The organism is Microbacterium sp. NPDC056736 (assembly GCF_042790415.1).
Taxonomy (GTDB): domain Bacteria; phylum Actinomycetota; class Actinomycetes; order Actinomycetales; family Microbacteriaceae; genus Microbacterium.
This window is the reverse complement of the sequence record NZ_JBHTZE010000001.1, coordinates 967,833-991,372: the sequence shown is the minus strand read 5'-3', so window position 1 is coordinate 991,372 and position 23,540 is coordinate 967,833. Positions and strand designations below refer to the sequence as shown.

Here is a 23,540-nt window from a genome sequence, read left to right as displayed (position 1 = left end):
GAACGCCATGAGACACAGCATCAGACGCGGCCTGACCGCGGCCTCCGTCGCCACCGTCGCGGCACTCGCGCTCGCAGCCTGTTCCGGGTCGGGCGGCACCGACGACGGCGGAGGAGGCGGAGACGAGGACTTCGAGCCGCTCACCTCGATCAAGCTGCAGCTGCAGTGGCTGCCGCAGGCCCAGTTCGCCGGCTACTACGTGGCCCAGGAGCAGGGCTACTTCGAGGAGGAGGGCTTCGACGAGGTCGAGATCGTGCCGTCCGGCGGCGACATCGTGCCGCAGGACGCGCTCGTGGCCGGCGACGTCGACTTCGCCATCGCGTGGGTGCCCAAGGTGCTCGGCACGCTCGAGGCGACGGGCGTCGAGCTCACCGACATCGCGCAGGTCTTCCAGAAGTCCGGGACGCTGCAGGTGTCGTGGAAGGGCGACGGGATCGAGTCCGTCGCCGACTTCGAGGGCAAGCGTATCGGCTCGTGGGGCTTCGGCAACGAGTGGGAGATCTTCGCCGCGATGGCCGCCGAGGACCTCGACTCCACCTCCGTGTCGATCACGACCCAGGACTTCTCGATGAACGCCTTGCTCGACCGTGACGTCGACGCCGCCCAGGCGATGACGTACAACGAGTGGGCGCAGATCCTCGAGGTCGTGAACCCGGAGACCGGCGAGCTCTACCAGCCCGACGACTTCGACGTCATCTCGTACGAGGACACCGAGGGCGCCATGCTGCAGGACGCCATCTGGGCCGACACGCAGCGGCTCGAGGACGACCCGGCCTACGCCGATGCGGCGGTGCGGTTCCTCAAGGCAGTGACGAAGGGCTGGATCTTCGCCCGCGACAACCCCGAGGAGGCGGCCGAGATCGTCTACGACATCGCGTCGAACGCCGAGGCCGCGTTCCCCGTCGGGCCGGTGCACCAGCTGTGGCAGATGAACGAGGTCAACAAGCTCATCTGGACGGGCGCCGACTTCGGGCTCGTGGACGAGGCGGCCTGGGACAAGACGGTGGCCGGTGCGCTGTCGGCCAAGAACCAGGACGACCTCGAGCTCATCACGACCGAGCCCGCCGACTCGGCGTACTCGAACGAGTACATCGAGCAGGCGCTCGCCGAGCTCGAGGAGGAAGGCGTCGAGGTCGGGGGCGAGTACACGCCGATCGAGGTGACGCTCACCGAGGGCGGCCAGTAGCGGATGCCGCACCCGCGCGGCGACCGGACACTCCGGTCGCCGCGCGGGGCAAGGCAAGACGAAACGCCGTTGACCCGCCTTCCGCGAACAGGGAACGTGGACACATGACCGAAGACCTCGATGCCCTCGCGAAGGAGCTCGACCGCGAGCACGTGTTCCACTCCTGGTCCGCGCAGGCGGGCCTGGACCTGCCCGTCATCGCGGGCGGCAGGGGCACGGTGGTGTGGGACCACGCCGGCAATCGCATGCTCGACTTCTCGAGCCAGCTGGTCAACGTCAACATCGGGCATCAGCATCCCGCCGTCGTCGCGGCGATCCGCGAGCAGGCCGAGCGCCTGGCGACCATCGGGCCCGCCACGGCCAACCTCCACCGCGGTCAGGCCGCGCAGCGCATCCTCGACAAGGCCCCCGCCGGCTTCGCGAAGGTCTTCTTCACCAACGGCGGTGCGGACGCGATCGAGAACGCGATCCGCATGGCACGCCTGCACACCGGTCGCGACACCGTGCTCTCGACCTACCGCTCGTACCACGGCAACACCGGTGCGGCCATCGTCGCGACGGGCGACTGGCGACGGATGCCGAACCAGTACGCCCGCGGACACGTGCACTTCTTCGGCCCGTTCCTGTACCGCACCGAGTTCTGGGCGACCACGCCGGAGGAGGAGTGCGAGCGAGCCCTGCACCACCTCGAACGCGTGATCCAGTCGGAGGGGCCTTCCACGATCGCCGCCCTGCTGCTGGAGTCGGTGCCCGGCACCGCCGGCATCATGGTGCCGCCGCCCGGCTATCTGGCGGGGGTCCGCGCGCTGGCCGACGCCTACGGCATCGTGCTCATCCTCGACGAGGTGATGGCGGGGTTCGGGCGCACCGGCCGCTGGTTCGCCTTCGAGGGGCACGACGTCGTGCCCGATCTGATCACCTTCGCCAAGGGCGTGAACTCGGGCTACGTGCCGGTGGGTGGCGTGATCATCTCGCCCGAGATCGCGGCGACGTTCGACGACCGCGTCTTCCCCGGCGGCCTCACCTACTCGGGGCACCCTCTGGCCGCGGCCTCGATCGTCGCAGCGATCGACGCGATGGAGTCGGAGGGGATCGTCGAGAACGCCCGGCGCGTCGGCGAGGAGGCGATCGGCCCCGGTCTGCGCGACCTGGCGTCGCGGCATCCGCTCATCGGCGAAGTGCGCGGCGAGGGCGTGTTCTGGGCGCTCGACCTCGTGACCGACCGCGACACCCGTGAGCCGGTCGGCGCCGAGGTCGTGGGGAAGCTCAAGAAGGAGCTGACGTCGCGAGGGCTGCTGCCCTTCGCGGCGGAGAACCGCATCCACGTCGTGCCGCCCTGCGTGGTCACCGACGAGGAGGTGCAGGAGGCGATGTCGATCTACGATGAAGCCCTGACGAGCGTCGAAGGCGACCTCTTCTGACGCGTGCATCGCGTCGCGGCCGACCGACCGGGTCGGCCTGCGGCGCTTCCGAAGGAGGAACACGACAATGACGGACATGATGGAGCGCACCGACCCGGTGGGCGCCGATACGGCGGTCCTCGAGCACTGGGTGAACGGCGGGCCGTGGGCGGGGGCATCCGACCGCACCGGCTCGGTGTACAACCCCGCGCTCGGCACGGTCCAGAAGCGGGTGCGGTTCGCCACCCGCGACGACGTCGGATCAGCGGTGGATGCCGCGTCCGCGGCGTGGGCGCAGTGGCGCGACGCCTCGATCGCCAAGCGCCAGGCGGTGATGTTCGCGTTCCGCGAGCTGCTGAACGCGCGCAAGGAGGAGCTCGCCGAGATCCTCACCTCCGAGCACGGCAAGGTGCTCGCCGACGCGCGCGGCGAGATCGCCCGCGGCATGGAGGTGGTCGAGTTCGCGTGCGGCGTGGGGCACCTCACCAAGGGCGCGTACTCCGAGAACGTCTCGACCGGCATCGACGTCTACACGCTGCGTCAGCCGCTGGGCGTCGTCGGCATCATCAGCCCCTTCAACTTCCCGGCGATGGTGCCGCTGTGGTTCTTCTCGATCGCCCTCGCGGCCGGCAACGCCGTCGTGCTGAAGCCGTCCGAGAAAGACCCGAGCGCCGCGAACTGGCTCGCGGGCCTGCTGACGGAGGCGGGGCTCCCCGACGGCGTCTTCAACGTCGTCCACGGCGACAAGGAGGCGGTGGACGCGCTGCTGGAGCACCCGGACGTGCGGGCGATCTCGTTCGTCGGCTCGACGCCGATCGCGAAGTACGTCTACGAGACGGCGACCTCGCACGGCAAGCGCGTGCAGGCCCTCGGCGGCGCGAAGAACCACATGCTGGTGCTGCCCGACGCCGATCTCGACCTGGCCGCGGACGCCGCCGTGAACGCCGGCTTCGGCTCGGCGGGTGAGCGCTGCATGGCGATCTCGGTGGTGCTCGCCGTCGACACGGTCGCCGACGAGTTCGTCGCCAAGGTCGCCGAGCGCATGTCCTCCCTGCGCACCGGAGACGGCACGCGCGGCTGCGACATGGGACCGCTCATCACCGGACAGCACCGCGACAAGGTGACGTCGTACATCGATGTCGCCGGCGCCGACGGCGCCTCGGTCGTGGTCGACGGTCGCGGCGTGGAGGTCGACGGAGACGCGAACGGCTTCTGGCTCGGCCCGACGCTGATCGACAACGTGCCGACGTCGTCGACGGTGTACACCGACGAGATCTTCGGCCCGGTGCTGTCGGTGGTGCGCGTCGAGGGCTACGAAGAGGGCCTCGACATCATCAACGCGAGCCGGTACGGCAACGGCACCGCCATCTTCACCAACGACGGCGGCGCCGCACGACGCTTCCAGCGCGAGGCGACGGTCGGCATGATCGGCATCAACGTGCCGATCCCGGTGCCGGTGGCGTATCACTCCTTCGGAGGCTGGAAGGCGTCGCTCTTCGGCGACGCGAAGGCGTACGGCCCGCACGGCTTCGAGTTCTTCACGGCCGAGAAGGCGATCACGTCACGCTGGCTCGACCCGTCGCACGGAGGGATCAACCTGGGCTTCCCGCAGCACGACTGACCCGCCTCGCCTCGCTCGCTCAGGGGCCCGGAGGAGCCGGTGCGAACACGGTCACCGCGCGAGGCACCGCGACGCACCGCAAAGTGAAGCCGCCCGCCTCCCGCTCCTCGAGTTCGCCGTCGTGCACGAAGACGGACGGATGCCCCGCCTCGGGGCGGACGCGGACGTCGAGCTCGCGCACGACGAGGCGCTCGACGTCCTCGTCGCGGGGGAACAGGCGCACCGCGCGCAGCACGGCCGCCGTGCGCTTGCCGAAGGCGAGCGAGGCGAGCGCGCGCACCTTCGACCCGCGCGCGTGGTGGATGCGGACATCGAGCACGCCGGCCTCGGTCTCCTGCCGCTGCATCGTGGCGACGCGATCGGGGTCGTTCCGCCCGACGCTGACGAACACCGACCACACGCGCGCGCGGCGTCCGCCCCGCACGATGGTGAGCGGCTCGGCTCGGCGCAGCGCGACCGCGGTCGCGACGACGCCGCCGATCCACTTGCCGAGGCTCGTTCGCCGCTCGCGCTCCCCGATGAGCTCCGGGTAGGCCCCGACCGAGACGACGTTGAGCACGGTGAGCGGCTCGTCGTCATCCGCCGTCGCATCCGCGACGCCGACCTCGGCCGTCGAGCCCGCCTCGTACGCGTCGATCGCGGCGTCGACGCTGTCGAGGCCCAGCGCGCGCACGAAGTGGTTGAACGTGCCGCCCGGCATGGCGAGGAGGGGCCGGTCGTACCGGCGGGCGAGGTGCGCCATGCGCGAGACCGACCCGTCGCCGCCGTAGACGCCGAGCACCGCGGGGGCGGGGTCGGCGGCCATCGCCTTCGCGACGACGTCTTCGAGGTCCTCGTCGTCGCCGAGCTCTCGGATCTGCGCCCCGGGCAGGCGCGCGGCGAAGATCGAGGCGGGGTCGGACCGGATGACCGCCGAGCCGGATGCCGCGTTCCGCACGATCAGCACTCCCCGGCCGCGATCGTCGGCGGGGGGAGGCAGAGCGGGGTCCATGCGCCGAGACTACCCACCGCTCGCCGGGAAAGGGTCAGGCGGGGAGGATCGGGCGGTTCTCGTAGAACGTCTGCAGCACGACGGTCGTGCGCGTGTTCACCGACGCGGCCGCGCGGATGTCGCGGATCAGCGATTCGAGGTGACGCGGGGTGGCCACGCGCACGAGGAGGATGTAGCTCGCGTCGCCGGCGATCGAGTGGCACGCCTCGATCTCGGTGAGGTGCTCGAGCAGCTCGGGCGCGTTGTCGGGCTGGCCGGGATCGAGCGGCGTGATCTCGACGAAGGCGGCGAGGGGCTTGCCGACCGCTTCGGCGTCGACGAGGGTCCGGTAGCCGGTGATGACGCCGCGGCTTTCGAGCCGCCGCAGTCGCGCCTGGACGGCCGACACCGACAGCCCGACCGAGGCGGACAGATCGGCGAGCGTCGCGCGCGCGTCGCGGGAGACCTCCCGCACGATGGCGGCGTCGGTCGCGTCATCCAGGCTCGGCATGCGTCGACTCTATCCCAGACAGGAAATTTTCCTGCTGAATCGTGTCGCTGGGGGAAGTTCTCTAGAATCGGGAGAGAAACCACGCTCGAAGATCGGAGGTTCACCATGCCCGCTCCCACCCGCACCACGCAGGTCATCGTCGGCGAACCCGAGGTCGTCGAGGATGCGACCCGGTCATCGGCCGCCGAGCCTGTGGAGGCGTCGCCCGCCTGGTTGCGACTGAAGGCGGCGGCGACCGCGATCCAGGACCTGCAGATCAAGGACGGCTCGATTCCGGATGCCGCGGCCCACGACCGGGCGCGCGCTCTGGTCGCCGAGATCATCGCCGGCATCCGTGCGCTCGCCCCGGCGTTCCCGCACGACGGGGAGTACCTCGCGGCCTCGGTGCGCGACTTCCAGCGGTGGGCCGACGAGGGCTTCGGCATCCCGGACTTCCTCGACTCGCTCATGGCGTTCCAGCCGCAGCGGCACCGGGTCGACGGCATCCGTCACCTGGTCGTCTTCCCCATGTACACGCAGAACGGATCGTCCGATCGTCGCGTCGAGGCCGTGCTCGTCGAGGTGATCTGGCCCGAGTTCATCGCCCAGCTGGAGGCCGGCGACTACGGCAACAAGCTCTTCGTGTCGCTGCGGTTCCTGGACTTCACCCCGGGCTACGACACGAACAGCGCCGTGCTCTTCCCCGAGACCGTCGCGATGCGCGAGATCCCGGCGTTCACGTGGGGCGCGATCTTCCAGGACCGCGAGGCCGCCCGCTACCGCCGGGTGGTGCGCGCGGCCGCCGAGATCACGAAGCTGGAGCTCCCCGCCGACGCCGCCCGCATGCTCGACGACCAGGCGCTCACCGAGAAGACGTTCGTGATGTGGGACATCATCCACGACCGCACCCACATGCGCGGCGATCTCCCGTTCGATCCGTTCATGATCAAGCAGCGGATGCCGTACTTCCTGTACTCGCTGGAGGAGCTGCGGTGCGACCTCACCGCGTTCCGCGAGTGCGTCGCGATCCAGCGGCGGCTGGCCGATCGACAGGCTCAGGGGGCGGAGCTCAGCGAGGCCGAGGCCGAGATGCTCGAGCACGCCAAGCTGGTGCAGTACGCGGTGATCTTCGACCGGATCTTCCGGTTCTCCATCACCGGCACGCGGGTGCGCAACTACGACGGGCTCGGCGGCCAGCTGCTGTTCGCGTGGCTGCACCAGCGCGACGTGCTGCACTGGACCGACACGGCCCTCGCCTTCGACTGGGAGGACGTGCCCGCCGCGGTCGTCGCGCTCGGCGACGCGATCGACGAGCTCTACTGGCGCTCGATCGACCGCCCGAAGACCGCGCACTGGCTCGCCGCGTACGACCTCGTCCGCGGCACCCTGACGCCGAACCCGGCGTCGCAGTGGGCACGCGGACTGCCCGACGAGATCCTCGCCGGCCCGCCGAAGGGCTACACCGACGCGGTCATGGACGACGAGTTCCCGCTGTCGATGTTCTTCGAGGCGCTCGAGCGGAAGATGAAGCCCGTCATCGAGTCGACCGCCGGCATCACCGGCCGCGACTCCTGAAGCGTCGTTCGGCCCACCGTTCTCGCCGAGATCGCACGTTCTCGCCGAGAACGCACGTCGTGGGCGCCGACGACGTGGTCATTCGACGAGATCGCACGATCTCGGCGATGGAGGGCGGAGTGGAGAGCGGAGTGGAGAGCGGGCGTGGAAGGGTAGGGGTATGAGCGTCTCAGGCAGACTCGTGGTCGTCTCGGGGGCCACCAGCGCGTCCGGTCTCGCCGCCACCCGCGAACTCGTCGCGGCGGGCGCGCGCGTCATCGCGGTGGGGCGGAGCTCCGAGAAGCTGGAGGAGCTCACCTCCTCCCTCGGCGCCGGGCCGGGCGTCGCCGACGTCGACCCGGCCGGCAGCGTCCGCACCGAGGTGTGCGACCTGACCGATGAGGCAGACGTCGCCGCACTCGCCGAGCGGATCCACGCGGCCGACGGAGCCGTGGACGGGGTGCTGCACCTCGTGGGCGGCTGGCGCGGCTGCGGCGGTCTGGCGGGGCAGACGGACGACGACTACCGCTTCCTCGAGCGCTCGCTGACCGCGCTGCGCCACGTCAGCCGGGCATTCGACGCCGACCTGCGGGCGTCATCGTCCGCGCGCACCGCGATCGTCTCCTCCACCGCCGTGGAGCGCCCGCTCGCCGGCGGCGCCAACTACGCCGCGGTCAAGGCGGCGAGCGAGGCGTGGGCGCGCGCCGTCGCGCAGGGCTTCGCGAAGGCCGCGAAGGACTCCGGGCGGCCGCTGGCCGCGGCATCCGTCATCTTCCGCACCAAGAGCCTCTCGGGACTCGAGGATGCCCTGGCGCAGCGCTTCGCCGACCTGTGGATGACCGACGCCTCCGAGACCAACGACACGATCGTCGACCTCACCGACCCCTCGCTGTGACACCGCCGCGCCCGCCGTCGCCGCGGGAGAATGGATACCCGTGACCACCATCCACGACCCCAACCTGCGCGGATTCGCGTCCGACAACTACTCCGGCATCCACCCGGAGGTGCTCGCGGCCATCGCCGCCGCCAACGACGGGCACCAGGTCTCGTACGGCGAGGACGTCTACACCGAGCGCCTGCAGGAGGTCATGGCCCGGCACTTCGGCGACGGCGTCGAGGCGTACCCGGTGTTCAACGGGACCGGCGCCAACGTCGTCGGGCTGCAGTCGATGCTGCCCCGCTGGGGCGCCGTGATCACGGCCGGGACCGCGCACATCAACGTGGACGAGGGCGGTGCGCCCGAGCGCGTGGCCGGCATCAAGCTGCTCACCGTCCCGACCGACGACGGCAAGCTCACGCCCGAGCTCATCGACCGCGAGGCGTGGGGCTGGGGCGACGAGCACCGCGCGCAGCCACTCGTCGTCTCGATCACGCAGTCGACCGAGCTCGGCACCCTCTACTCCGTCGACGAGATCGCCACGATCGCCGCGCACGCGCACGGCCTCGGGATGCACGTGCACATGGACGGCTCGCGGATCTCGAACGCCGCCGCGTCGCTCGGCGTGCCGTTCCGGGAGTTCACGCGCGACGCGGGCGTCGACGTGCTGAGCTTCGGCGGCACCAAGAACGGCGCCATGCTCGGGGAGGCCGTCGTCGTGCTCAACCCCGAGGCCTCGCAGGGCCTGAAGTTCCTCCGCAAGCTCGACATGCAGCTCGCCTCGAAGATGCGGTTCGTCTCGGCGCAGCTGCTCGCCCTGCTCGAGGGGGATCTGTGGCTGCGCAACGCCTCCCACTCGAACGCGATGGCGCAGCGCCTGCGCGCCGGCATCGAGCGCGGCCTCGCCGACGGGTCGATCCGGGGGGTCGCGTTCACCCAGCCGACGCAGGCCAACGGCGTCTTCGCGACCCTGCCGGCCGGCGTCGCCGACCGTCTGCGCGCGTCGTTCCGGTTCTACGACTGGGATGCCGCGAAGAACGAGGTGCGCTGGATGTGCAGCTTCGACACGTCCGAGAACGACATCGACGCGTTCCTCGCCGCGATCGCGCGGGAGACTTCGGCCTCGTAGCCGGACCGCCCGGCTCCCGGACCGCGGGGCGCGCGGTCCGGTGCCCGGGGGCTCAGCCCTCGTGCTGCTCGACCTCGGCCTCGTGCGCCTCGCCGCCGGCCTCGTGCGACTCTGCTTCGGCTTCGTGCGGCTCGCCGCCCCCAGCCGTGTCCTCCTGCGCCTCGCCGCCCTCAGCCGTGTCCTCCTGCGACTCACCGTCCACGGCCGCGTCCTCGCCCGGCTCCGGCACGACCGCCGCGTCCTCGCTCGGCTCCGGCACGACCGCCTCGTTCTCGGCGGAGTGGCCGGGGGCGGCATCCGTCGTCTCCTCGTCCGGCTGATCTGCAGAGGTGACGGATGCCGGCGCGAGGGCGGTCTCGGGCCGGATGAGCTCCTTCACCTCGGCCATGAAGCTCATGAGCTGGTGCTGCTGCCAGCGCAGGGTGCGCGTGCGGTCCTCGGCGTCGCGGAGCACGGACTGGGAGTGCGACGTGACCAGGGCGATGATGCGCTCGGCCTTCACGTGCGCCTGCTCGAGGTGCTCCCGGGCGCGCAGCTGCGCGTCGGCCTCGATCTGCTGCGACTGCGCGCGCATCAGACGCTCGAAGTCCTCCGCCTTCGCCGAGACCCGCTGCGCGTGCTCCAGCGACGCCGTGACCTGCTCGTTGGCATCCTGCGTGATGCGCTCGGCATGGGCGACCGCCTGGTTGTGGAGCACGAGGAACTCCTGGTGCGCATCGTCCTGGCGACGGGTGAGGGATGCCTCGAACTCCAGCGCCCGCAGGCGCAGCTCGCGCACCGCCTCCTCGGCCTCGGACCGGTCGCGCGCCGTCTCGCGGGCGACCGTGGAGCGCAGCACGGCCGCGCCCTTCTCGGCCTCGGAGCGGATGGCGGCGGCCTCGCGCTCGGCCTGCGAGATCTTCTCGGCGGCGTGCGCGGTCTCGCGCTCGATGCGGGCCTCGTGCGCGGTCAGCTCGGTGTCGATCTTCAGCCGGATCTGCTGCGCCTCGTGCTGGGCCTGCGACACGATGCCGTCGGCCTCGGCCTGCGCGGCCGTGCGCCGGTTGGCGATCTCTTCGCGCGCCGCCTCGAGCAGGCGGTCGCCCTGGATGGAGGCGTTGCGGATGAGGAGACTCGCCTGGTCCTCCGCGACGCGCAGCACCTCCTCGAATTGCTGGCGGTTGGGCGACTCGCCCGTGGCGCCGACCAGCTCGTCGCTGAGCGCCTGGACCCGCTGCTCGGCGTCGGCCAGCCGGGCATTGGCGAGTTCGAGTTCGGCCTGCAGGCGCTGCAGGGCGTCGCCCTCTTCCTCCCGGGCGGCGGATGCCTCGGCCTCGGCGCGCTCGCGCTCGGTGCGGCGGTTCTCGTCCGCCGCCGCGAGCTCGGCCTGCAGCCTGTCGATCTGCTCCTGTCGCGCGGCGAGCTCGGCGTCGACCTCGGCACGGTGGGCGGCGATGGCGGCGTCGATGTCGGCCTGACGCCGCTCGTTCGCGACCTGCAGCTCCGCCTCGAGACGCTCGGCCTTCGCCCGGCTCTGCGCGACGGCGGCGCCGGCCCGCCGCTGGTGCTGCTTCAGCTGCGCGACTTCGTCGGCCGCAGCGCGCACGCGCGCGTCGAGGCCGGCGATCGCGGCATCCACCTCTTCCTTGTCGTAGCCGCGGAAGGTCGTGGTGAAGCCCGATCCGAACGTCGTCGACGTCTCGCCGATGATCGTGTCGAAGGGGCTGGGGTCTTCCGGACCAGTGGTGCCGGGGTTGACGGCGTGCTCGGACATCGAGTGACTCTGCTTTCTAGGGGCGAGGGGAATCACTGTGTCGGCGACCGCATACAGCGGCGGCGGTGCGTTCCGCCGGTCGCACGGCGAACGGGTCGCCGGGCGCGGCCGACGGAGGCCGCATCGCCCTCGACGACACCGGGGGGTGAGTGTCGCAGGGGTGACTGCGCTCAGGGTGACTGAACCCTACCGCGCCTCGCCGTGTGCGCGAAACGCGCGGCGCTCACCGCCCCGCGAGCCACTCCTGGTACGCGTCGAACGACGACGCGCGCCCGAGGAACGCCTCGACGAGCTCGCGTGCGTCGCGGGATCCTCCGCGCTCGAGCACCTCGGTGCGGTAGCGGCGCGCCGCCTCGGGATCCATCAGTCCCTCGCCGAACCCGCTGAGCAGGTCGCGGGCGATCACGAGGCTCCACTGGTACGTGTAGTAGCAGGCGCCGTAGCCGGTGAGGTGGCCGAAGCCGGCATAGGAGTGCTGGCCGGGCAGCGGCTGGACCGGGCTCGTCGCGGCGTAGATCCGCTCGGTCTCGGCCTGCAGGTCGGAGGGACGGTCGACGTGCAGGCGGTACGACACGTTGGCGTGCCCCAGCTGGCGCCGCACTTCGAGTGCGCGACCGAACCCGTCGGCCGTGCGCATGCGGGCCACGAGATCGGCCGGGATCGGGCGGCCGTCCGCGTCGCCGCTGAAGGAGGCCAGCACGTCGGCGTCCCACGCCCATTCCTCCAGCAGCTGGCTGGGCGCCTCGACGAAGTCCCACTCGGTGGCCACGCCGCTGAAACGGGCGAACCGCTGGTGGCCGCCGAGGATGTCGTGCACGAGGTGCCCGAACTCGTGGAAGAACGTCACGACCTCGTCGTGCTCGAGCAGTCCGCGCGAGAAGTTGCACAGGAGCGCGGCCTCGGGGAGCACCCGACCCGCCACGCCCGGAGCGAGCGGGAAGCAGGCCGCATGGCTGAACTTGCCCTCGCGGGAGTGCAGGTCGAGGTGGATGCGGCCAAGGCGGACTCCTCCGCGCACCACGTCGAAGGACTGCACGTCGTCGTGCCACGCCGGAGCGTCGACCGGCAGGTACTCGACGTCGAGGAGGCGGCCGGTGACGTCGAGGACGCCCGACACGACTCGCTCGAACGGGAAGTACGACCGGACGAGCTGGGCGTCGACGTCGTACTGCTCGCGCTTGATCGCTCCCACCAGGTACCAGTAGTCGGCGATCGTGACGGCGTCCACGTCGGGCACATCGCGGCGCAGCCGCTCGAGGAGCAGCGGGTACTCGGCGTCGGCGGCCGGCTTCGACGCGTCGTCCAGGCGCGAGAGGAAGACCGGGATCTCGGCACCCGCCCCGATCATCCGCGTCTCGGTCTCGTAGTCCGCCCAGTCGGGGTAGCCCAGCAGGCTCGCGCGCTGCGCGCGCACCGCGAGCAGCTCCGCCAGGACGGGGTCGTTCTCTGGCCAGGCGAGGTCGTTGTAGGCGCCCACCAGCGCCAGGCGCGTCGCACGGTCGGAGGCGTAGTCGCGCACCGGCATGAGGTCGGGGTAGTCGGTGCTCAGCGTGACGAAGCCGCGCTCGTCGGCGGGGTGCGCGTCGACGAAGTCCTGCGGCAGTCCGGCCAGGCCCGCGACGGGCACCTGGACCTCGCGCCGGCCGTCGCGGATGTTGCGCGAGAACGTCAGCGACAGCTCGGTGTCGCGGTCCGCCAGCTCGCGCGCCCGCTCCCGCTCGTCGTCGGCGAGCTCCACGCCCCCGCGACGGAAGTCGCGGAGCAGGTGCGATAGCAGCCGCGCCTGGTCGGCGTCGAGGCCGTCCGTCGGGGCATCCGCGAACACGCTCCACAGCTCGCGGTCGAGCAGGCGCGCGGCCGACAGCGACTCGACGGCCTGCACCTGCCCCTCGGCCAGCTCGCGCACCTCCGCGTCGGGGTGCGCCTCGCTCAGGAGGTACGCCTCGCTGAGCGCCTCGGCGAGCGCGAGCTCGGTGTCGTTCCACAGCTCGAGCCGGTCGGCCGTAGACAGGGCCGGCTCGCCCTTGAGCCGCTCGTCGAGCTCCCGCACGCGGGCGATGCGCTGAGCCGGGCGCTCCGAGACGAAGTCGGCCCATCCGGCGGCGTCAGCGGGGAACGGCAGCGGTTGGAGGGTCATCCTGCGAGCCTAGGGGGCGGGGCGGACGCTCCGCGAGAGCCGGCTGGATGACGCGGATGCCTCAGCGCAGCGCGCCCACGCTGGCCAGCGCGAGCCGCACGAGCGTGCCCCTGCCGCCCTCCATCTCGGCCGACAGCGCGTCGGAGGACGCCTCCTCCGGCGTCAGCCACGTCACCTCGAGGGCGTCCTGCCGGGGCTCGCACGTCCCCGTGACGGGAACGACGAACGCGAGCGAGACGGCATGCTGACGGTCGTCGTGGAACGCGCTGACCCCCGGGAGCGGGAAGTACTCCGCGACCGTGAACGGTACCGGCTGCGGCGGCAGGAGGGGGAACGCCATCGGCCCGAGGTCGTTCTCGAGGTGGCGGAACAGCGCGTCGCGCACCGTCTCGCCGTACCGCACGCGGCCCGACACGATCGTGCGGGTGATCTCCCCCACCGGGGTCGCCCGCAGCAGGATCCCGACGGCGGTCACCTGCCCCATGCCGTCGGTGCGCACCGGCACGCCCTCGACGTAGAGCATCGGCAGGCGGCGGCGGGCCTCCTCGAGCTCGATGTCGCTCAGCCAGGCGGGGTTCGAGACGTTCCCCGCGGGCGGGCCGAACGGTTCGTCGCCCGCAGGTTCGGGGTCGGGGGTGCGTACGGACATGACTCCTGTATACCCCGGGTGCGCCGCCGGCGCCCGAGGTCCACCGGACGTGTCGACGTCAGGTGGGAGGATGGGGGCATGCCGGAAGCGCTGGTCCTCGACGCCGACGCCGTGCTGTGGTCGGCCGATCGCAACGACCTCGCCGGGCGCCATCTGCTGCTGCTCCTCCACGGCTACGGCGCCGACGAGCACGATCTCTATCCCCTGCGCGCGTACCTGCCCGAGCCGTTCGCCGTGGCGAGCCTCGCCGCGCCGCTGTCACCGCCGTGGCCGGCTCCCGGCCGCTCCTGGTATCCGATCGACGGCCTGGACGGTCGGGATCCCTCGCACGTCACCCGCGCCGCCGAGGCCGTCCTCGCCTGGGTCGACGCGCACGTGCCGGGCGCGGCATCCGTGGGTCTTCTCGGCTTCTCGCAGGGCGCCGCGGTGTCCCTGCAGGCCATGCGCCTCGACCCGCATCGCTTCGCCTTCGCGGTGAACCTGTCGGGCTACGTCACCCCCGGCGAGCTGCCCGGCGACGCCGAGCTCGCCGAGCGCCGCCCGCCGGTCTTCTGGGGCCGCGGCACGAACGACGACGTCATCCCCGGCTTCCTCGTCGAGCACACGACGCAGTGGCTTCCCGAACGCGCCGAGCTGAGCGGACGCGTCTACCCCGGCCTCACCCACAGCGTGTCGGAGCAGGAGCTCGCCGACGTGCGCGTCTTCCTCGACAAGCAGCTCGAGGCCCTCGACGCCGCGGACTGAGCGCACGGCGGTCACTGGTCATGCCCGGCATGGTCCGCTATGGTGTCTCACGGCCTTTGTCCCCTCGGTGAGGAACTCCCTTGAAGCTGATCGACGCGACCGCGCTGTAATCGCGCTGCTCCGTCGACCTTCGACGCGTCAGCGCTTGAATCCTTCGCGCTGGCCGTCGATCCGCCGCTTCTCTCCTGCGGTGCTGCGCCCTTCGATGGGCCGGCCCGCCTGGGCGACCTCCGCGGTGTCGGTGTGTCAGTGCCTGACCGACCTGGAGGCCTCATGCCCGCTCACACCCTCACCCCTGCCATCATCCTCGACCGGGTCTCGCTCTCGTGGCCCGACGGCACCACCGCCCTCTCCGACGTCTCGGGGTCGTTCGGTGCCGGTCGCACCGGCCTCGTCGGCCGGAACGGCTCCGGCAAGTCCACGCTCCTGCGCCTGGTGGCCGGAGAGCTGGCGCCGACCGCCGGCCATATCACCCGGACGGCGGATGCCGCGTACCTGCCGCAGCGCCTCACGCTCGACGTCGACCGTCCGGTCGCCGACCTGCTCGGCGTCGGTGCGCCCCTGCGCGCGCTGCGCGCGATCGAGTCCGGCGACGCCGATCCGCGCCACTTCGACGCGGTCGGCTCCGACTGGGACATCGAGGCGCGCGCGCACGCCGCCCTGGCCGAGGCCGGGCTCGCCCCCGGCATGCTCGACCGCAGCGTCGGGCAGCTGTCGGGCGGCGAGGCGGTGCTCACCGCGATCGCCGGCATCCGTCTGCGCGGGGCCGCCATCGCGCTGCTGGACGAGCCGACGAACAACCTCGACCGCGACGCCCGGGCACGCCTGTACGACATGGTGCGCTCGTGGCGGGGCGCGCTCGTCGTCGTCAGCCACGACATCGCGCTGCTGGAGCTGGTCGACGACACCGCTGAGCTGTACGACAACGAGCTCTCGGTGTTCGGCGGCCCGTACTCGCAGTGGCGGGCGTGGCTGGATGCCGAACAGGGCGCCGCCCGCGACGCCGAGCGCGCCGCGCGGCAGGCCGTCAAGCGCGAGAAGCGCCAGCGGATCGAGGCCGAGACGACCATCGCCCGCCGTGCGGCGATGGGCCGCAAGGCCCAGCTCGAGAAGCGCGTGCCGCCGATCGTGGCCGGCAACCTCAAGCGGGCCGCTCAGGTCTCGGCCGGCAAGCTCCGGGGCGAGAAGGCCGACCGCGAGGCGTCCGCCCGCGAGACGCTCGATGCCGCGGAGCGCCGCGTGCGCGACGACGACATCGTGAGGATCGACCTTCCCGATCCCGGCGTGCCCGCGGGCCGCCGGATCGCGACCCTCGGTGACGGCGAGCGCTCGTGGACCATCCAGGGCCCGGAACGGGTCGCCCTGATCGGCCCGAACGGCGCCGGCAAGACCACCCTGCTGGAGCGGCTGGTCGGCTCCGGTGTCGAACCGGCGGGCGGATCTGCACCGCGCGTGTTTCCTGGTCCGGCTGAAGGTCCGTCGATCCCGCTGCTTGCACGGGCCGAGCTGCACACCGACCGCGTCGGCTACCTGCCGCAGCGGGTCGACGGTCTCGACGACGGCGCCTCGGTGCTCGAGAACGTCGCGCCCTCCGCGCCGAAGGTGACGATGGTCGAGCTGCGCAACCGGCTCGCGCGGTTCCTCATCCGAGGTGCGGCGGTCGAGCGCCCGGTCGGCTCGCTGTCCGGCGGCGAGCGGTTCCGGGTGGCGCTGGCCCGGCTGATGCTGGCCGACCCGCCGCCGCAGCTGCTGATCTTCGACGAGCCGACGAACAACCTCGACCTCGACACGGTCGACCAGCTCGTCGCCGCCCTCGCCGCCTATCGCGGCGCGGTGCTCGTCGTCAGCCACGACGACGCGTTCCTCGAGCGCATCGGCGTCGACCTCGTGCTGGAGCTCGACCGCGACGGCACGCTCACCGAGCGCTGACGCAGGGTCGCGGCATCCGTCCTCAAGGAAGGCGACGGATGCCGCGGCCGGCCCCCTCTCGGTTCGGGGGCCACCCCCAGTGCGCGCGGGCGTCCCTGCGCGCAGGATGGGGTCATGAACGCACTCGTCAGACCTCAGAACGGCCGCTGGATCGCCGGCGTCTGCCTCGCCGTCGCGAACCGCTTCGGCTGGAATGTCACGCTGATCCGGATCCTCACCGTGGTCGCGATGATCTTCTTCGGCCTCCCGCTGTGGATCTACATCCTGCTGTGGATCCTCGTGCCCTCCGAGCGCTGACGCACGGCACATCTGGCGCGCACGGGCGGGCCGGGCGATGATGAACGCATGCATCGGCTGGTGCGTCCCGTTCGGGGACGGATGATCGCGGGGGTGTGCCAGGGCATCGCCGACCGCTTCTCGTGCAGCGTCGTGCCGGTGCGGGTGCTGTGGGTCGCCTCGACCGTGTTCTTCGGCGTGTCGATCCTGATGTACCTGCTGCTGTGGATCCTCCTGCCCGACGAGCGCTGACGCCGGCGGTCAGGGCGCGACGAATGTCTCCGCGATGAGCGCGGCGAGCTCATGCGGCGACCACCCGCTGTCTGGGGCGATCTCGACGTTCATCCCGTTGACGCCGTCGGTCGCCTCGTACACCTCTCCGCCCAGATAGCCCCCCTGCGTGGAAGAGAACGCCTGCACGCCGGGCACTCCGAGATCCACAGGCTGTCCAAGCCCTGCCCAGGGCAGGTCCCAGGCGACCCCGGACTCGAAGACCGCGAGCGCGAGCTGCCGCCCCTCGGTCGAGAACCCGCACCACGTGCGATGGCTCGCGATGTCCGCCAGGATGGTCGCGGGGCTCGGAGGATCGTGGTAGCCGGCCTCCTCTGCCGTCACGACCGCGCCCAGGTGCGAGCCGAGCTGTGTCGCGAGGTCCGCGCAGTCCGCCGCCGGCCACCAACGCGCGCTGTCGCGCTGCCATCCGAGTCCGGCCTCCGCCGTGCGGGAGGCGATGCCCATCCCGACCTCGGCACCGATCCGGTCGGCCTCCTCCCGACCGCGGTCGGCGAGGTCGCTCGAGTAGCCCATCACCGAGAAGTCGGCGGATTCCCATTGCCATGAGCAGTTCCAGTCACAGGGGCCGAAGTACGCGTCGGACACCTCAGCGGGCAGCTCCGCGCCGCCGAGGCCGACTTTCGGGAGGATCGTGACGTTGCCGCTGACGCCGCCACCCTGCCACTCGCACACCAGTCCGCCGACATTGTCGATCGAGCGCGTCCACGTCTGATCGCGGCGGGTGACCTCGATTCCATCGATCCCGGTGGCGGCGATCAGCCCCGCAGCCGGCAGGGCGACCGCGCAGTCGCCGCCGAACACCGCAGGAGGTGCCTGTCCGCCTGCGACGATCTGGATGGTCAAGGCCGGCGTCGGGGCCGCTTCGCCCGATGGAACCGGATCCGGTGTCGCGGTCGCGCCGGGCTGCGCCGTCGGCGCACAGGCGGTGAGGACGCCAAGCACTGCCAGCGCAGCGAAGGCGAGGGGAAGGGGACGTCGCACGGTATCTCCATCGAGCAGGTGCCGCGACTCTATCGGCGGCGGGGCACGGCCGCCGAGCACCTTTCACAACGGTTGACTAACGGTCGACCGCTCGCGCGAAGCCTGCCCTCATCAGGGACTCTTGGGCGGTTTCGTACGGCCCGGCGCGCTGCCGCTGTTCCCGGGGGCATCCTCGACGGGCTCGTCGACCGCGGGCGGATCGGTCGCCACGGGCGACGGCGCGGGCGCGGGCGCCACCACGGGCTCGGTCGCCCCCTCCTCGGGTGCGGGCTCCTCGGCCTCGGGGGTCGCGACCACCTCCGGCCGCGGAGCGGGCGTGGACGGCGTGCTGCTCGGCGTCGGCCGGGGTGTGACCCGCACGTCCGAGGCGGGGGCCGGCTCGGGCAGCAGGGGCGGCCGGTCGCCGGAGGCGGCGAAGATCGAGGTCACCACGACCACGAGCGACAGGGCGAGGGCCCCGCAGAGGGCGCCGAGCCCGAAGGTGCGCACCCGGCGCGAGGCCGGCCATGAGCGGACGGCGAGGGCGGGGTTCGTGCGGCGGGTGAGCGGCGTCGGCGATTCCGACCTGCTCGACGGCGTCGACTCCATGGAGGATCCTCGGGCGGTGCGGGCGTGCGGGGGGACACGTACCCACCCGAGCTTACGCGAGGCCCGCCCATCCGTCCCCGCCTGGCCCGATGTCGGAGATCGCGACGAAGATGGAGGGATGGGCGACGTCCTGGAGCGATTCGGTCCTGCCACGCGGGACTGGTTCCGCGGCGCGTTCGCGGCTCCGACCGACGCGCAGAAGGGCGCCTGGGCGGCGATCTCCGCCGGAAAGCACGCGCTCGTCGTGGCCCCGACCGGCTCGGGCAAGACGCTGTCGGCGTTCCTGTGGGCGATCGACCGGGTCTTCCACGACAAGGCGACCGCACCTTCATCCGTCGCCCCCTCGGGCCGCAAGAAGCGAGCGGATGCCGCGGCCCCCGCGACCCGGATCCTGTACATCTCGCCGCTCAAGGCGCTGGGCGTGGACGTCGAGCGCAATCTCCGCTCCCCGCTCGTGGGCATCGGCCAGTCCGCGCGCCGGCTCGGTCTCACGGTGCCCGACGTCACCGTGGGAGTGCGCTCCGGTGACACCCCGGCGGGTGACAGGCGCAAGCTCGTGCAGGCGCCGCCCGACATCCTCATCACGACGCCCGAGTCGCTGTATCTCATGCTGACGAGCCGCGCGGGCGAGACGCTGCGCGACGTCCACACCGTCATCGTCGACGAGGTGCACGCGGTCGCGGCCACCAAGCGCGGCGCGCACCTCGCGGTGAGCCTCGAGCGCCTCGACGCGCTCCGTCGCTCGTTCGCGCCCGATGCCCCGCCCGCGCAGCGCATCGGGCTGTCGGCGACGGTGCGACCGATCGACGAGGTGGCGCGCTTCCTCGGCGGTGCCGAACCGGTGGAGATCGTCGCCCCCCGCGCATCGAAGGCGTTCGACATGCGGGTCGTCGTGCCGATCGACGACATGCTCAACCCGCCGCCTCCGCCGAGCGCCTACCAGTCCGAGCCCGTCGCGTGGACCGGCACGGATGCCTCGGCCGAGGCATCCGCCGATCCCGGCGCCGAGCCGATCGACGAGGACTGGTTCAACGACCGCTCGTCCGGGCGCCCGCGCGCGGCGGACGGCGGTGAGACCGAGATCACCGGCTCGGTGTGGCCGCACGTCGAAGAGGCCATCGTCGATCGCATCCTGCTGCACCGCTCCACGATCGTGTTCTGCAACTCCCGGCGCCTCGCCGAACGGCTCACGGGCCGGCTCAATGAGATCTACTCCGAGCGTCTCGGGCTCGACCTCCCAGACCCGTCGGTTCCCGCGGCCATGATGGCGCAGGCGGGCACGACGGCCGGCGCCGACCCCGTGCTGGCCAAGGCCCACCACGGGTCGGTGTCCAAGGAGCAGCGCGCGCAGGTCGAAGAGGAGCTGAAGTCCGGCATCCTGCGGTGCGTCGTCGCCACGTCGAGCCTCGAGCTCGGCATCGACATGGGCGCCGTCGACCTCGTGATCCAGGTGGAGGCGCCGCCGAGCGCCGCATCGGGTCTGCAGCGCATCGGGCGCGCGGGCCACCAGGTGGGCGAGGTCAGCCGCGCGGCGCTGTTCCCCAAGCACCGCGGCGACGTGCTCCACACCGCGATCGTGACCGAGCGCATGCTCGCGGGGCAGATCGAGGCGATCGCGATCCCGCAGAACCCGCTCGACATCCTCGCCCAGCAGACCGTGGCGGCCGCCGCGATCGGGCCCGTCGACGTCGAGGGCTGGTACGAGACGCTCAAGCGGAGCGCCCCCTTCCGCTCGCTCCCGCGCTCCGCTTACGAGGCGACGCTCGACCTCATCGCCGGGCGCTTCCCGTCCGACGAGTTCGCCGAGCTGCGTCCGCGCGTGGTCTGGGACCGCGACCTGGGCGTGCTGACGGGGCGCCCGGGCGCACAGCACATCGCGGTGACGAGCGGCGGCACGATCCCCGATCGCGGGTTGTTCGGCGTCTTCATCGCGGGCGAGTCCCAGAACGCGCGCGTCGGCGAGCTCGACGAGGAGATGGTCTACGAGTCGCGCGTCAACGACGTCTTCACCCTCGGCACGACGAGCTGGCGCATCGTCGAGATCACCCATGACCGCGTCAACGTCGTGCCCGCGTTCGGCCAGCCGGGCAAGGTTCCGTTCTGGCACGGCGACGGCATCGGACGTCCCGCCGAGCTCGGTGAGGCGCTCGGCAAGTTCTCGCGCGAGGTCTCCACGGCCAAGCCCGACAAGGCCGAGGCGCGTCTGCGCGACGCCGGCCTCGACGAGTACGCACAGGACAACCTGCTGGCCTACCTCGCCGAGCAACGCGAGGCCACGGGCACTCTGCCGACCGACCGTCAGCTCACCGTGGAACGCGGGCGCGACGAGGTCGGCGACTGGCGCGTCATCCTTCATTCCCCGTACGGCATGCAGGTCCACGCGCCGTGGGCGCTGGCCGTCAACGCCCGCATCCGCGAACGCCTCGGGGTCGACGGCTCCGCCGTCGCCAGCGACGACGGCATCATCGCCCGGATCCCGGATGCCACGGCCGAGCCGCCGGGCGCCGACCTCTTCGTCTTCGACCCCGATGAGCTCGACCAGATCGTGACCGAGGAGGTCGGCGGCTCCGCGCTGTTCGCCTCGCGATTCCGCGAGTGCGCGGCGCGGGCGCTGCTCATGCCGCGGCGCAACCCCGGCAAGCGCACACCGCTGTGGCAGCAGCGGCAGCGGTCCGCGCAGCTGCTCGAGGTGGCCCGCCGCTACCCGACGTTCCCGATCATCCTCGAGACGCTGCGCGAGGTGCTCCAGGACGTCTACGACGTGCCCGCGCTGCTGCGGCTCATGCGCGGCATCGGCGAGCGCCGCATCCGCCTCATCGAGACCGAGCCCGCCCAGCCCTCGCCGTTCGCGCGCGACCTGCTGTTCGGCTACGTCGGCGCCTTCATGTACGAAGGCGACTCTCCGCTCGCCGAGCGGCGGGCGGCGGCGCTGTCGGTCGATCCGGCGCTGCTGTCGGAACTGCTCGGCAAGGTCGAGATGCGCGAGCTCCTCGACCCCGACGTGATCGCGCAGTTCGAACGCGAGGCCCAGCGCCTGGATCCCGAGCGACGGGCGCGGGGGCTGGAAGGCGTCGCCGACCTCCTGCGGATCCTCGGCCCGCTCGATGCGACGGAGGTGGCGGCGCGACTCGAGCCCTCCGCCGACGGAGCCGCCGACAGGCAGGCGACCGTCGGCGAGGCATCCGCTCTCCTGGACGCCCTCGTGACGGCGCGCCGGGCCATACCGGTGACGATCGCCGGCATCACCCGGGTGGCCGCGATCGAGGACGCCGGCCGCCTGCGCGACGCCCTCGGCGCTGCCCTGCCGGTCGGGATCCCCACCGCGTTCCTCGAGCCCGTCGCCGATCCGCTCGGCGACCTGATCGCCCGCTACGCGCGCACGCACGGCCCCTTCACGGCGGATGCCGCGGCCGACCGCCTCGGCATCGGCGTGGCGGTAGCCCGCCACACCCTGCAGCGGCTCGAGTCGCAGGGCCGGGTGACGAGCGGCTTCTTCCTGCCCGATCCGCCGCCCGGCTCGGGGGACGGCTCGGCGACGCGGGGCGACGAGGCGGAGTGGTGCGATGCGGAGGTGCTCCGGCGGCTGCGCATGCGGTCCCTCGCGGCGATCCGCGGCAGCGTCGAACCGGTGCCGCAGCAGGCGTACGCCCGGTTCCTTCCGGTGTGGCAGCACGTGACGCGGCCTCTCGACGGCGTCGACGGGGTCGCCGCCGTCGTCGAGCAGCTGGCCGGTATGCCCATCCCGGCCAGTGCGTGGGAGTCGCTGGTGCTCCCCGCACGCGTGGCGGACTACACGCCGGGGATGCTCGACGAGCTGACGGCGACCGGTGAGGTGGTGTGGTCGGGTCACGGCAGCCTGCCGGGCAGGGACGGCTGGATCGCGCTGCATCCAGCGGATGCCGTGCCGCTGACGCTGACGCTTCCCGACGGGGCGGACGAGCCCGCTCCGGGCTCGCTCGATGCCCAGCTCCTCGCGGCGCTCTCGAGCGGGGGCGCCTACTTCGCGTCGCAGCTGAAGCAGACCACGGGCGCGGAGAACGAGCAGTCCGTCGTCGAGGCGCTGTGGCGGCTGACCTGGTCCGGGCGCGTCACGAACGACACCTTCGCGCCGGTGCGCTCGCTCGTGTCGGGCGGCTCGCAGGCGCACCGCGTGAGCCGGCGGGCTCCGCGCGCCCGCCTGTACCGTGGCGCAGCGTTGCGCACCGTGGCGTCCTCCGTGCCCGCGCGCCCGCCCGCCATCGGCGGCCGGTGGTCGCTGCTGCCCGAGGCGGAGCCCGATGCGGCGCTGCGGGCGACGGCGACGGCGAGCCTGCTCCTCGACCGGTACGGCGTGGTGACGCGCGGCGCCGTCCAGTCCGAAGGCGTCCCCGGCGGCTTCGCGCAGGTCTACCGCGTGCTCGCCGGCTTCGAGGAGGCCGGACACTGTCGCCGCGGGTACGTGATCGAGAAGCTCGGCGCCGCCCAGTTCGCGGCTTCCGCGACGGTCGACCGGCTGCGCGAGTTCGCCGGCCTCTCCGATCCACCGCCGCTTCGCACCGTCACCCTCGCCGCCACCGACCCCGCGAACCCCTACGGCGCGGCGCTGGGCTGGCCTGGTCTCGAGGGCGTCGGACACCGGCCGGGCCGCAAGGCCGGCGCGCTCGTGGTGCTCGTCGATGGCGAGCTCGCGCTGTACCTCGAGCGGGGCGGCAAATCGGCGCTGGCGTTCACCGCGGACGAGTCCGTGCTCACAGCCGCTGCCCGGGACCTGGCCGCGACGTCGCGCGCGCGCCGGCTCGACACCCTCACCGTCGAGCAGGTCAACGGGGCGTTCGTCTACGGCACCGGCGTCGGACGGGCGCTGCGGGAGGCGGGATTCGTCGAGTCCCCGCGTGGTCTCACGCTGCGCCGCCTGACTGCCGTGGACGTGCTCCGCGAGGGCGCGCGTGCCTGACGCGCCGCGCCGGCGCCCGGTGCCGGGCA

At 72.2% G+C, this 23,540-nt stretch carries 18 protein-coding genes; 11 read left to right on the top strand and 7 right to left on the bottom strand.

Annotated elements, in window-relative coordinates; translation table 11 throughout:
* The first annotated feature begins 7 nt into the window (after positions 1 to 7).
* The 3 genes from ACFRAL_RS04455 to ACFRAL_RS04445 all read left to right on the top strand — a co-directional run bounded on the left by ACFRAL_RS04455 (position 8) and on the right by ACFRAL_RS04445 (position 4,207).
* Complete coding sequence (locus ACFRAL_RS04455) at positions 8 to 1,186, top strand: ABC transporter substrate-binding protein (RefSeq protein WP_378880164.1); 1,179 nt, start codon at positions 8 to 10, stop codon at positions 1,184 to 1,186.
* A 104-nt stretch (positions 1,187 to 1,290) separates the two neighbouring features.
* Positions 1,291 to 2,607, top strand: a complete 1,317-nt coding sequence (locus tag ACFRAL_RS04450) for an aspartate aminotransferase family protein (RefSeq protein ID WP_336393589.1) — start codon at positions 1,291 to 1,293, stop codon at positions 2,605 to 2,607.
* 67 nt (positions 2,608 to 2,674) lie between these two features.
* The gene (locus tag ACFRAL_RS04445) at positions 2,675 to 4,207 is read left to right on the top strand and encodes a CoA-acylating methylmalonate-semialdehyde dehydrogenase (RefSeq protein WP_378880161.1); all 1,533 of its coding nucleotides are present in this window, start codon (positions 2,675 to 2,677) and stop codon (positions 4,205 to 4,207) included.
* 19 nt (positions 4,208 to 4,226) lie between these two features.
* On the opposite strand, the gene ACFRAL_RS04440 is transcribed toward ACFRAL_RS04445, so the two are convergent.
* On the bottom strand, positions 4,227 to 5,198 hold the full coding sequence (locus ACFRAL_RS04440) for a diacylglycerol kinase family protein (protein WP_336393591.1): 972 nt from the start codon (positions 5,196 to 5,198) through the stop codon (positions 4,227 to 4,229).
* A gap of 34 nt (positions 5,199 to 5,232) precedes the next feature.
* Positions 5,233 to 5,679 carry an Lrp/AsnC family transcriptional regulator gene (locus tag ACFRAL_RS04435; protein WP_378880247.1) on the bottom strand — a complete coding sequence of 149 codons (447 nt, stop codon included), beginning with the start codon at positions 5,677 to 5,679 and terminating at the stop codon, positions 5,233 to 5,235.
* 114 nt (positions 5,680 to 5,793) lie between these two features.
* Between ACFRAL_RS04435 and ACFRAL_RS04430 the strand changes: the two genes are divergently transcribed.
* The 3 genes from ACFRAL_RS04430 (at position 5,794) to ACFRAL_RS04420 (ending at position 9,227) form a co-directional block, all read left to right on the top strand.
* Positions 5,794 to 7,242, top strand: coding sequence for a DUF6421 family protein (locus ACFRAL_RS04430; protein WP_336393592.1), 1,449 nt, complete (start codon positions 5,794 to 5,796; stop codon positions 7,240 to 7,242).
* A 160-nt stretch (positions 7,243 to 7,402) separates the two neighbouring features.
* Positions 7,403 to 8,116 (top strand): SDR family oxidoreductase, encoded by a 714-nt coding sequence (locus ACFRAL_RS04425; protein WP_378880156.1) that lies wholly within the window; start codon positions 7,403 to 7,405, stop codon positions 8,114 to 8,116.
* Positions 8,117 to 8,156: 40 nt separating this feature from the next.
* Positions 8,157 to 9,227 carry a threonine aldolase family protein gene (locus tag ACFRAL_RS04420; protein ID WP_378880153.1) on the top strand — a complete coding sequence of 357 codons (1,071 nt, stop codon included), beginning with the start codon at positions 8,157 to 8,159 and terminating at the stop codon, positions 9,225 to 9,227.
* Between the two features lie 52 nt (positions 9,228 to 9,279).
* On the opposite strand, the gene ACFRAL_RS04415 is transcribed toward ACFRAL_RS04420, so the two are convergent.
* From ACFRAL_RS04415 to ACFRAL_RS04405, 3 genes are all read right to left on the bottom strand, one after another.
* Complete coding sequence (locus tag ACFRAL_RS04415; protein ID WP_378880150.1) at positions 9,280 to 10,980, bottom strand: hypothetical protein; 1,701 nt, start codon at positions 10,978 to 10,980, stop codon at positions 9,280 to 9,282.
* A gap of 223 nt (positions 10,981 to 11,203) precedes the next feature.
* Entirely contained in the window at positions 11,204 to 13,117 is a 1,914-nt protein-coding gene (locus ACFRAL_RS04410; protein WP_378880147.1) for a M3 family metallopeptidase, read from the bottom strand.
* A 61-nt stretch (positions 13,118 to 13,178) separates the two neighbouring features.
* Positions 13,179 to 13,766, bottom strand: a complete 588-nt coding sequence (locus tag ACFRAL_RS04405; RefSeq protein WP_336393597.1) for an NUDIX hydrolase family protein — start codon at positions 13,764 to 13,766, stop codon at positions 13,179 to 13,181.
* A gap of 78 nt (positions 13,767 to 13,844) precedes the next feature.
* Between ACFRAL_RS04405 and ACFRAL_RS04400 the strand changes: the two genes are divergently transcribed.
* The 4 genes from ACFRAL_RS04400 to ACFRAL_RS04385 all read left to right on the top strand — a co-directional run bounded on the left by ACFRAL_RS04400 (position 13,845) and on the right by ACFRAL_RS04385 (position 16,967).
* Positions 13,845 to 14,510 (top strand): alpha/beta hydrolase-fold protein, encoded by a 666-nt coding sequence (locus ACFRAL_RS04400; protein ID WP_336393598.1) that lies wholly within the window; start codon positions 13,845 to 13,847, stop codon positions 14,508 to 14,510.
* Positions 14,511 to 14,783: 273 nt separating this feature from the next.
* Complete coding sequence (locus tag ACFRAL_RS04395; protein WP_378880143.1) at positions 14,784 to 16,439, top strand: ABC-F family ATP-binding cassette domain-containing protein; 1,656 nt, start codon at positions 14,784 to 14,786, stop codon at positions 16,437 to 16,439.
* 114 nt (positions 16,440 to 16,553) lie between these two features.
* Entirely contained in the window at positions 16,554 to 16,736 is a 183-nt protein-coding gene (locus ACFRAL_RS04390; RefSeq protein WP_378880140.1) for a PspC domain-containing protein, read from the top strand.
* 48 nt (positions 16,737 to 16,784) lie between these two features.
* Positions 16,785 to 16,967, top strand: coding sequence for a PspC domain-containing protein (locus ACFRAL_RS04385; protein ID WP_336393601.1), 183 nt, complete (start codon positions 16,785 to 16,787; stop codon positions 16,965 to 16,967).
* Between the two features lie 9 nt (positions 16,968 to 16,976).
* Here the strand turns inward: ACFRAL_RS04385 and ACFRAL_RS04380 are convergent, their stop codons facing one another.
* Both ACFRAL_RS04380 and ACFRAL_RS04375 read right to left on the bottom strand, forming a co-directional pair.
* Positions 16,977 to 17,852: a hypothetical protein gene (locus ACFRAL_RS04380; protein WP_378880137.1), complete on the bottom strand. Its 876-nt coding sequence runs from the start codon at positions 17,850 to 17,852 to the stop codon at positions 16,977 to 16,979.
* Positions 17,853 to 18,101: 249 nt separating this feature from the next.
* A complete protein-coding gene (locus tag ACFRAL_RS04375) occupies positions 18,102 to 18,578 on the bottom strand; it encodes a hypothetical protein (protein ID WP_378880135.1) in 477 nt (158 codons plus the stop codon).
* Between the two features lie 118 nt (positions 18,579 to 18,696).
* Between ACFRAL_RS04375 and ACFRAL_RS04370 the strand changes: the two genes are divergently transcribed.
* Complete coding sequence (locus ACFRAL_RS04370; protein ID WP_378880132.1) at positions 18,697 to 23,511, top strand: ATP-dependent helicase; 4,815 nt, start codon at positions 18,697 to 18,699, stop codon at positions 23,509 to 23,511.
* Positions 23,512 to 23,540 lie beyond the last annotated feature (29 nt).

Coding starts and splice junctions, on each gene's coding strand:
- ACFRAL_RS04455 (WP_378880164.1), top strand. CDS start 8: ATGAGACACAGCATCAGACGCGGCCTGACCGCGGCCTCCGTCGCCACC.
- ACFRAL_RS04450 (WP_336393589.1), top strand. CDS start 1,291: ATGACCGAAGACCTCGATGCCCTCGCGAAGGAGCTCGACCGCGAGCAC.
- ACFRAL_RS04445 (WP_378880161.1), top strand. CDS start 2,675: ATGACGGACATGATGGAGCGCACCGACCCGGTGGGCGCCGATACGGCG.
- ACFRAL_RS04440 (WP_336393591.1), bottom strand. CDS start 5,198: ATGGACCCCGCTCTGCCTCCCCCCGCCGACGATCGCGGCCGGGGAGTG.
- ACFRAL_RS04430 (WP_336393592.1), top strand. CDS start 5,794: ATGCCCGCTCCCACCCGCACCACGCAGGTCATCGTCGGCGAACCCGAG.
- ACFRAL_RS04425 (WP_378880156.1), top strand. CDS start 7,403: ATGAGCGTCTCAGGCAGACTCGTGGTCGTCTCGGGGGCCACCAGCGCG.
- ACFRAL_RS04415 (WP_378880150.1), bottom strand. CDS start 10,980: ATGTCCGAGCACGCCGTCAACCCCGGCACCACTGGTCCGGAAGACCCC.
- ACFRAL_RS04410 (WP_378880147.1), bottom strand. CDS start 13,117: ATGACCCTCCAACCGCTGCCGTTCCCCGCTGACGCCGCCGGATGGGCC.
- ACFRAL_RS04405 (WP_336393597.1), bottom strand. CDS start 13,766: ATGTCCGTACGCACCCCCGACCCCGAACCTGCGGGCGACGAACCGTTC.
- ACFRAL_RS04400 (WP_336393598.1), top strand. CDS start 13,845: ATGCCGGAAGCGCTGGTCCTCGACGCCGACGCCGTGCTGTGGTCGGCC.
- ACFRAL_RS04395 (WP_378880143.1), top strand. CDS start 14,784: ATGCCCGCTCACACCCTCACCCCTGCCATCATCCTCGACCGGGTCTCG.
- ACFRAL_RS04390 (WP_378880140.1), top strand. CDS start 16,554: ATGAACGCACTCGTCAGACCTCAGAACGGCCGCTGGATCGCCGGCGTC.
- ACFRAL_RS04385 (WP_336393601.1), top strand. CDS start 16,785: ATGCATCGGCTGGTGCGTCCCGTTCGGGGACGGATGATCGCGGGGGTG.
- ACFRAL_RS04375 (WP_378880135.1), bottom strand. CDS start 18,578: ATGGAGTCGACGCCGTCGAGCAGGTCGGAATCGCCGACGCCGCTCACC.
- ACFRAL_RS04370 (WP_378880132.1), top strand. CDS start 18,697: ATGGGCGACGTCCTGGAGCGATTCGGTCCTGCCACGCGGGACTGGTTC.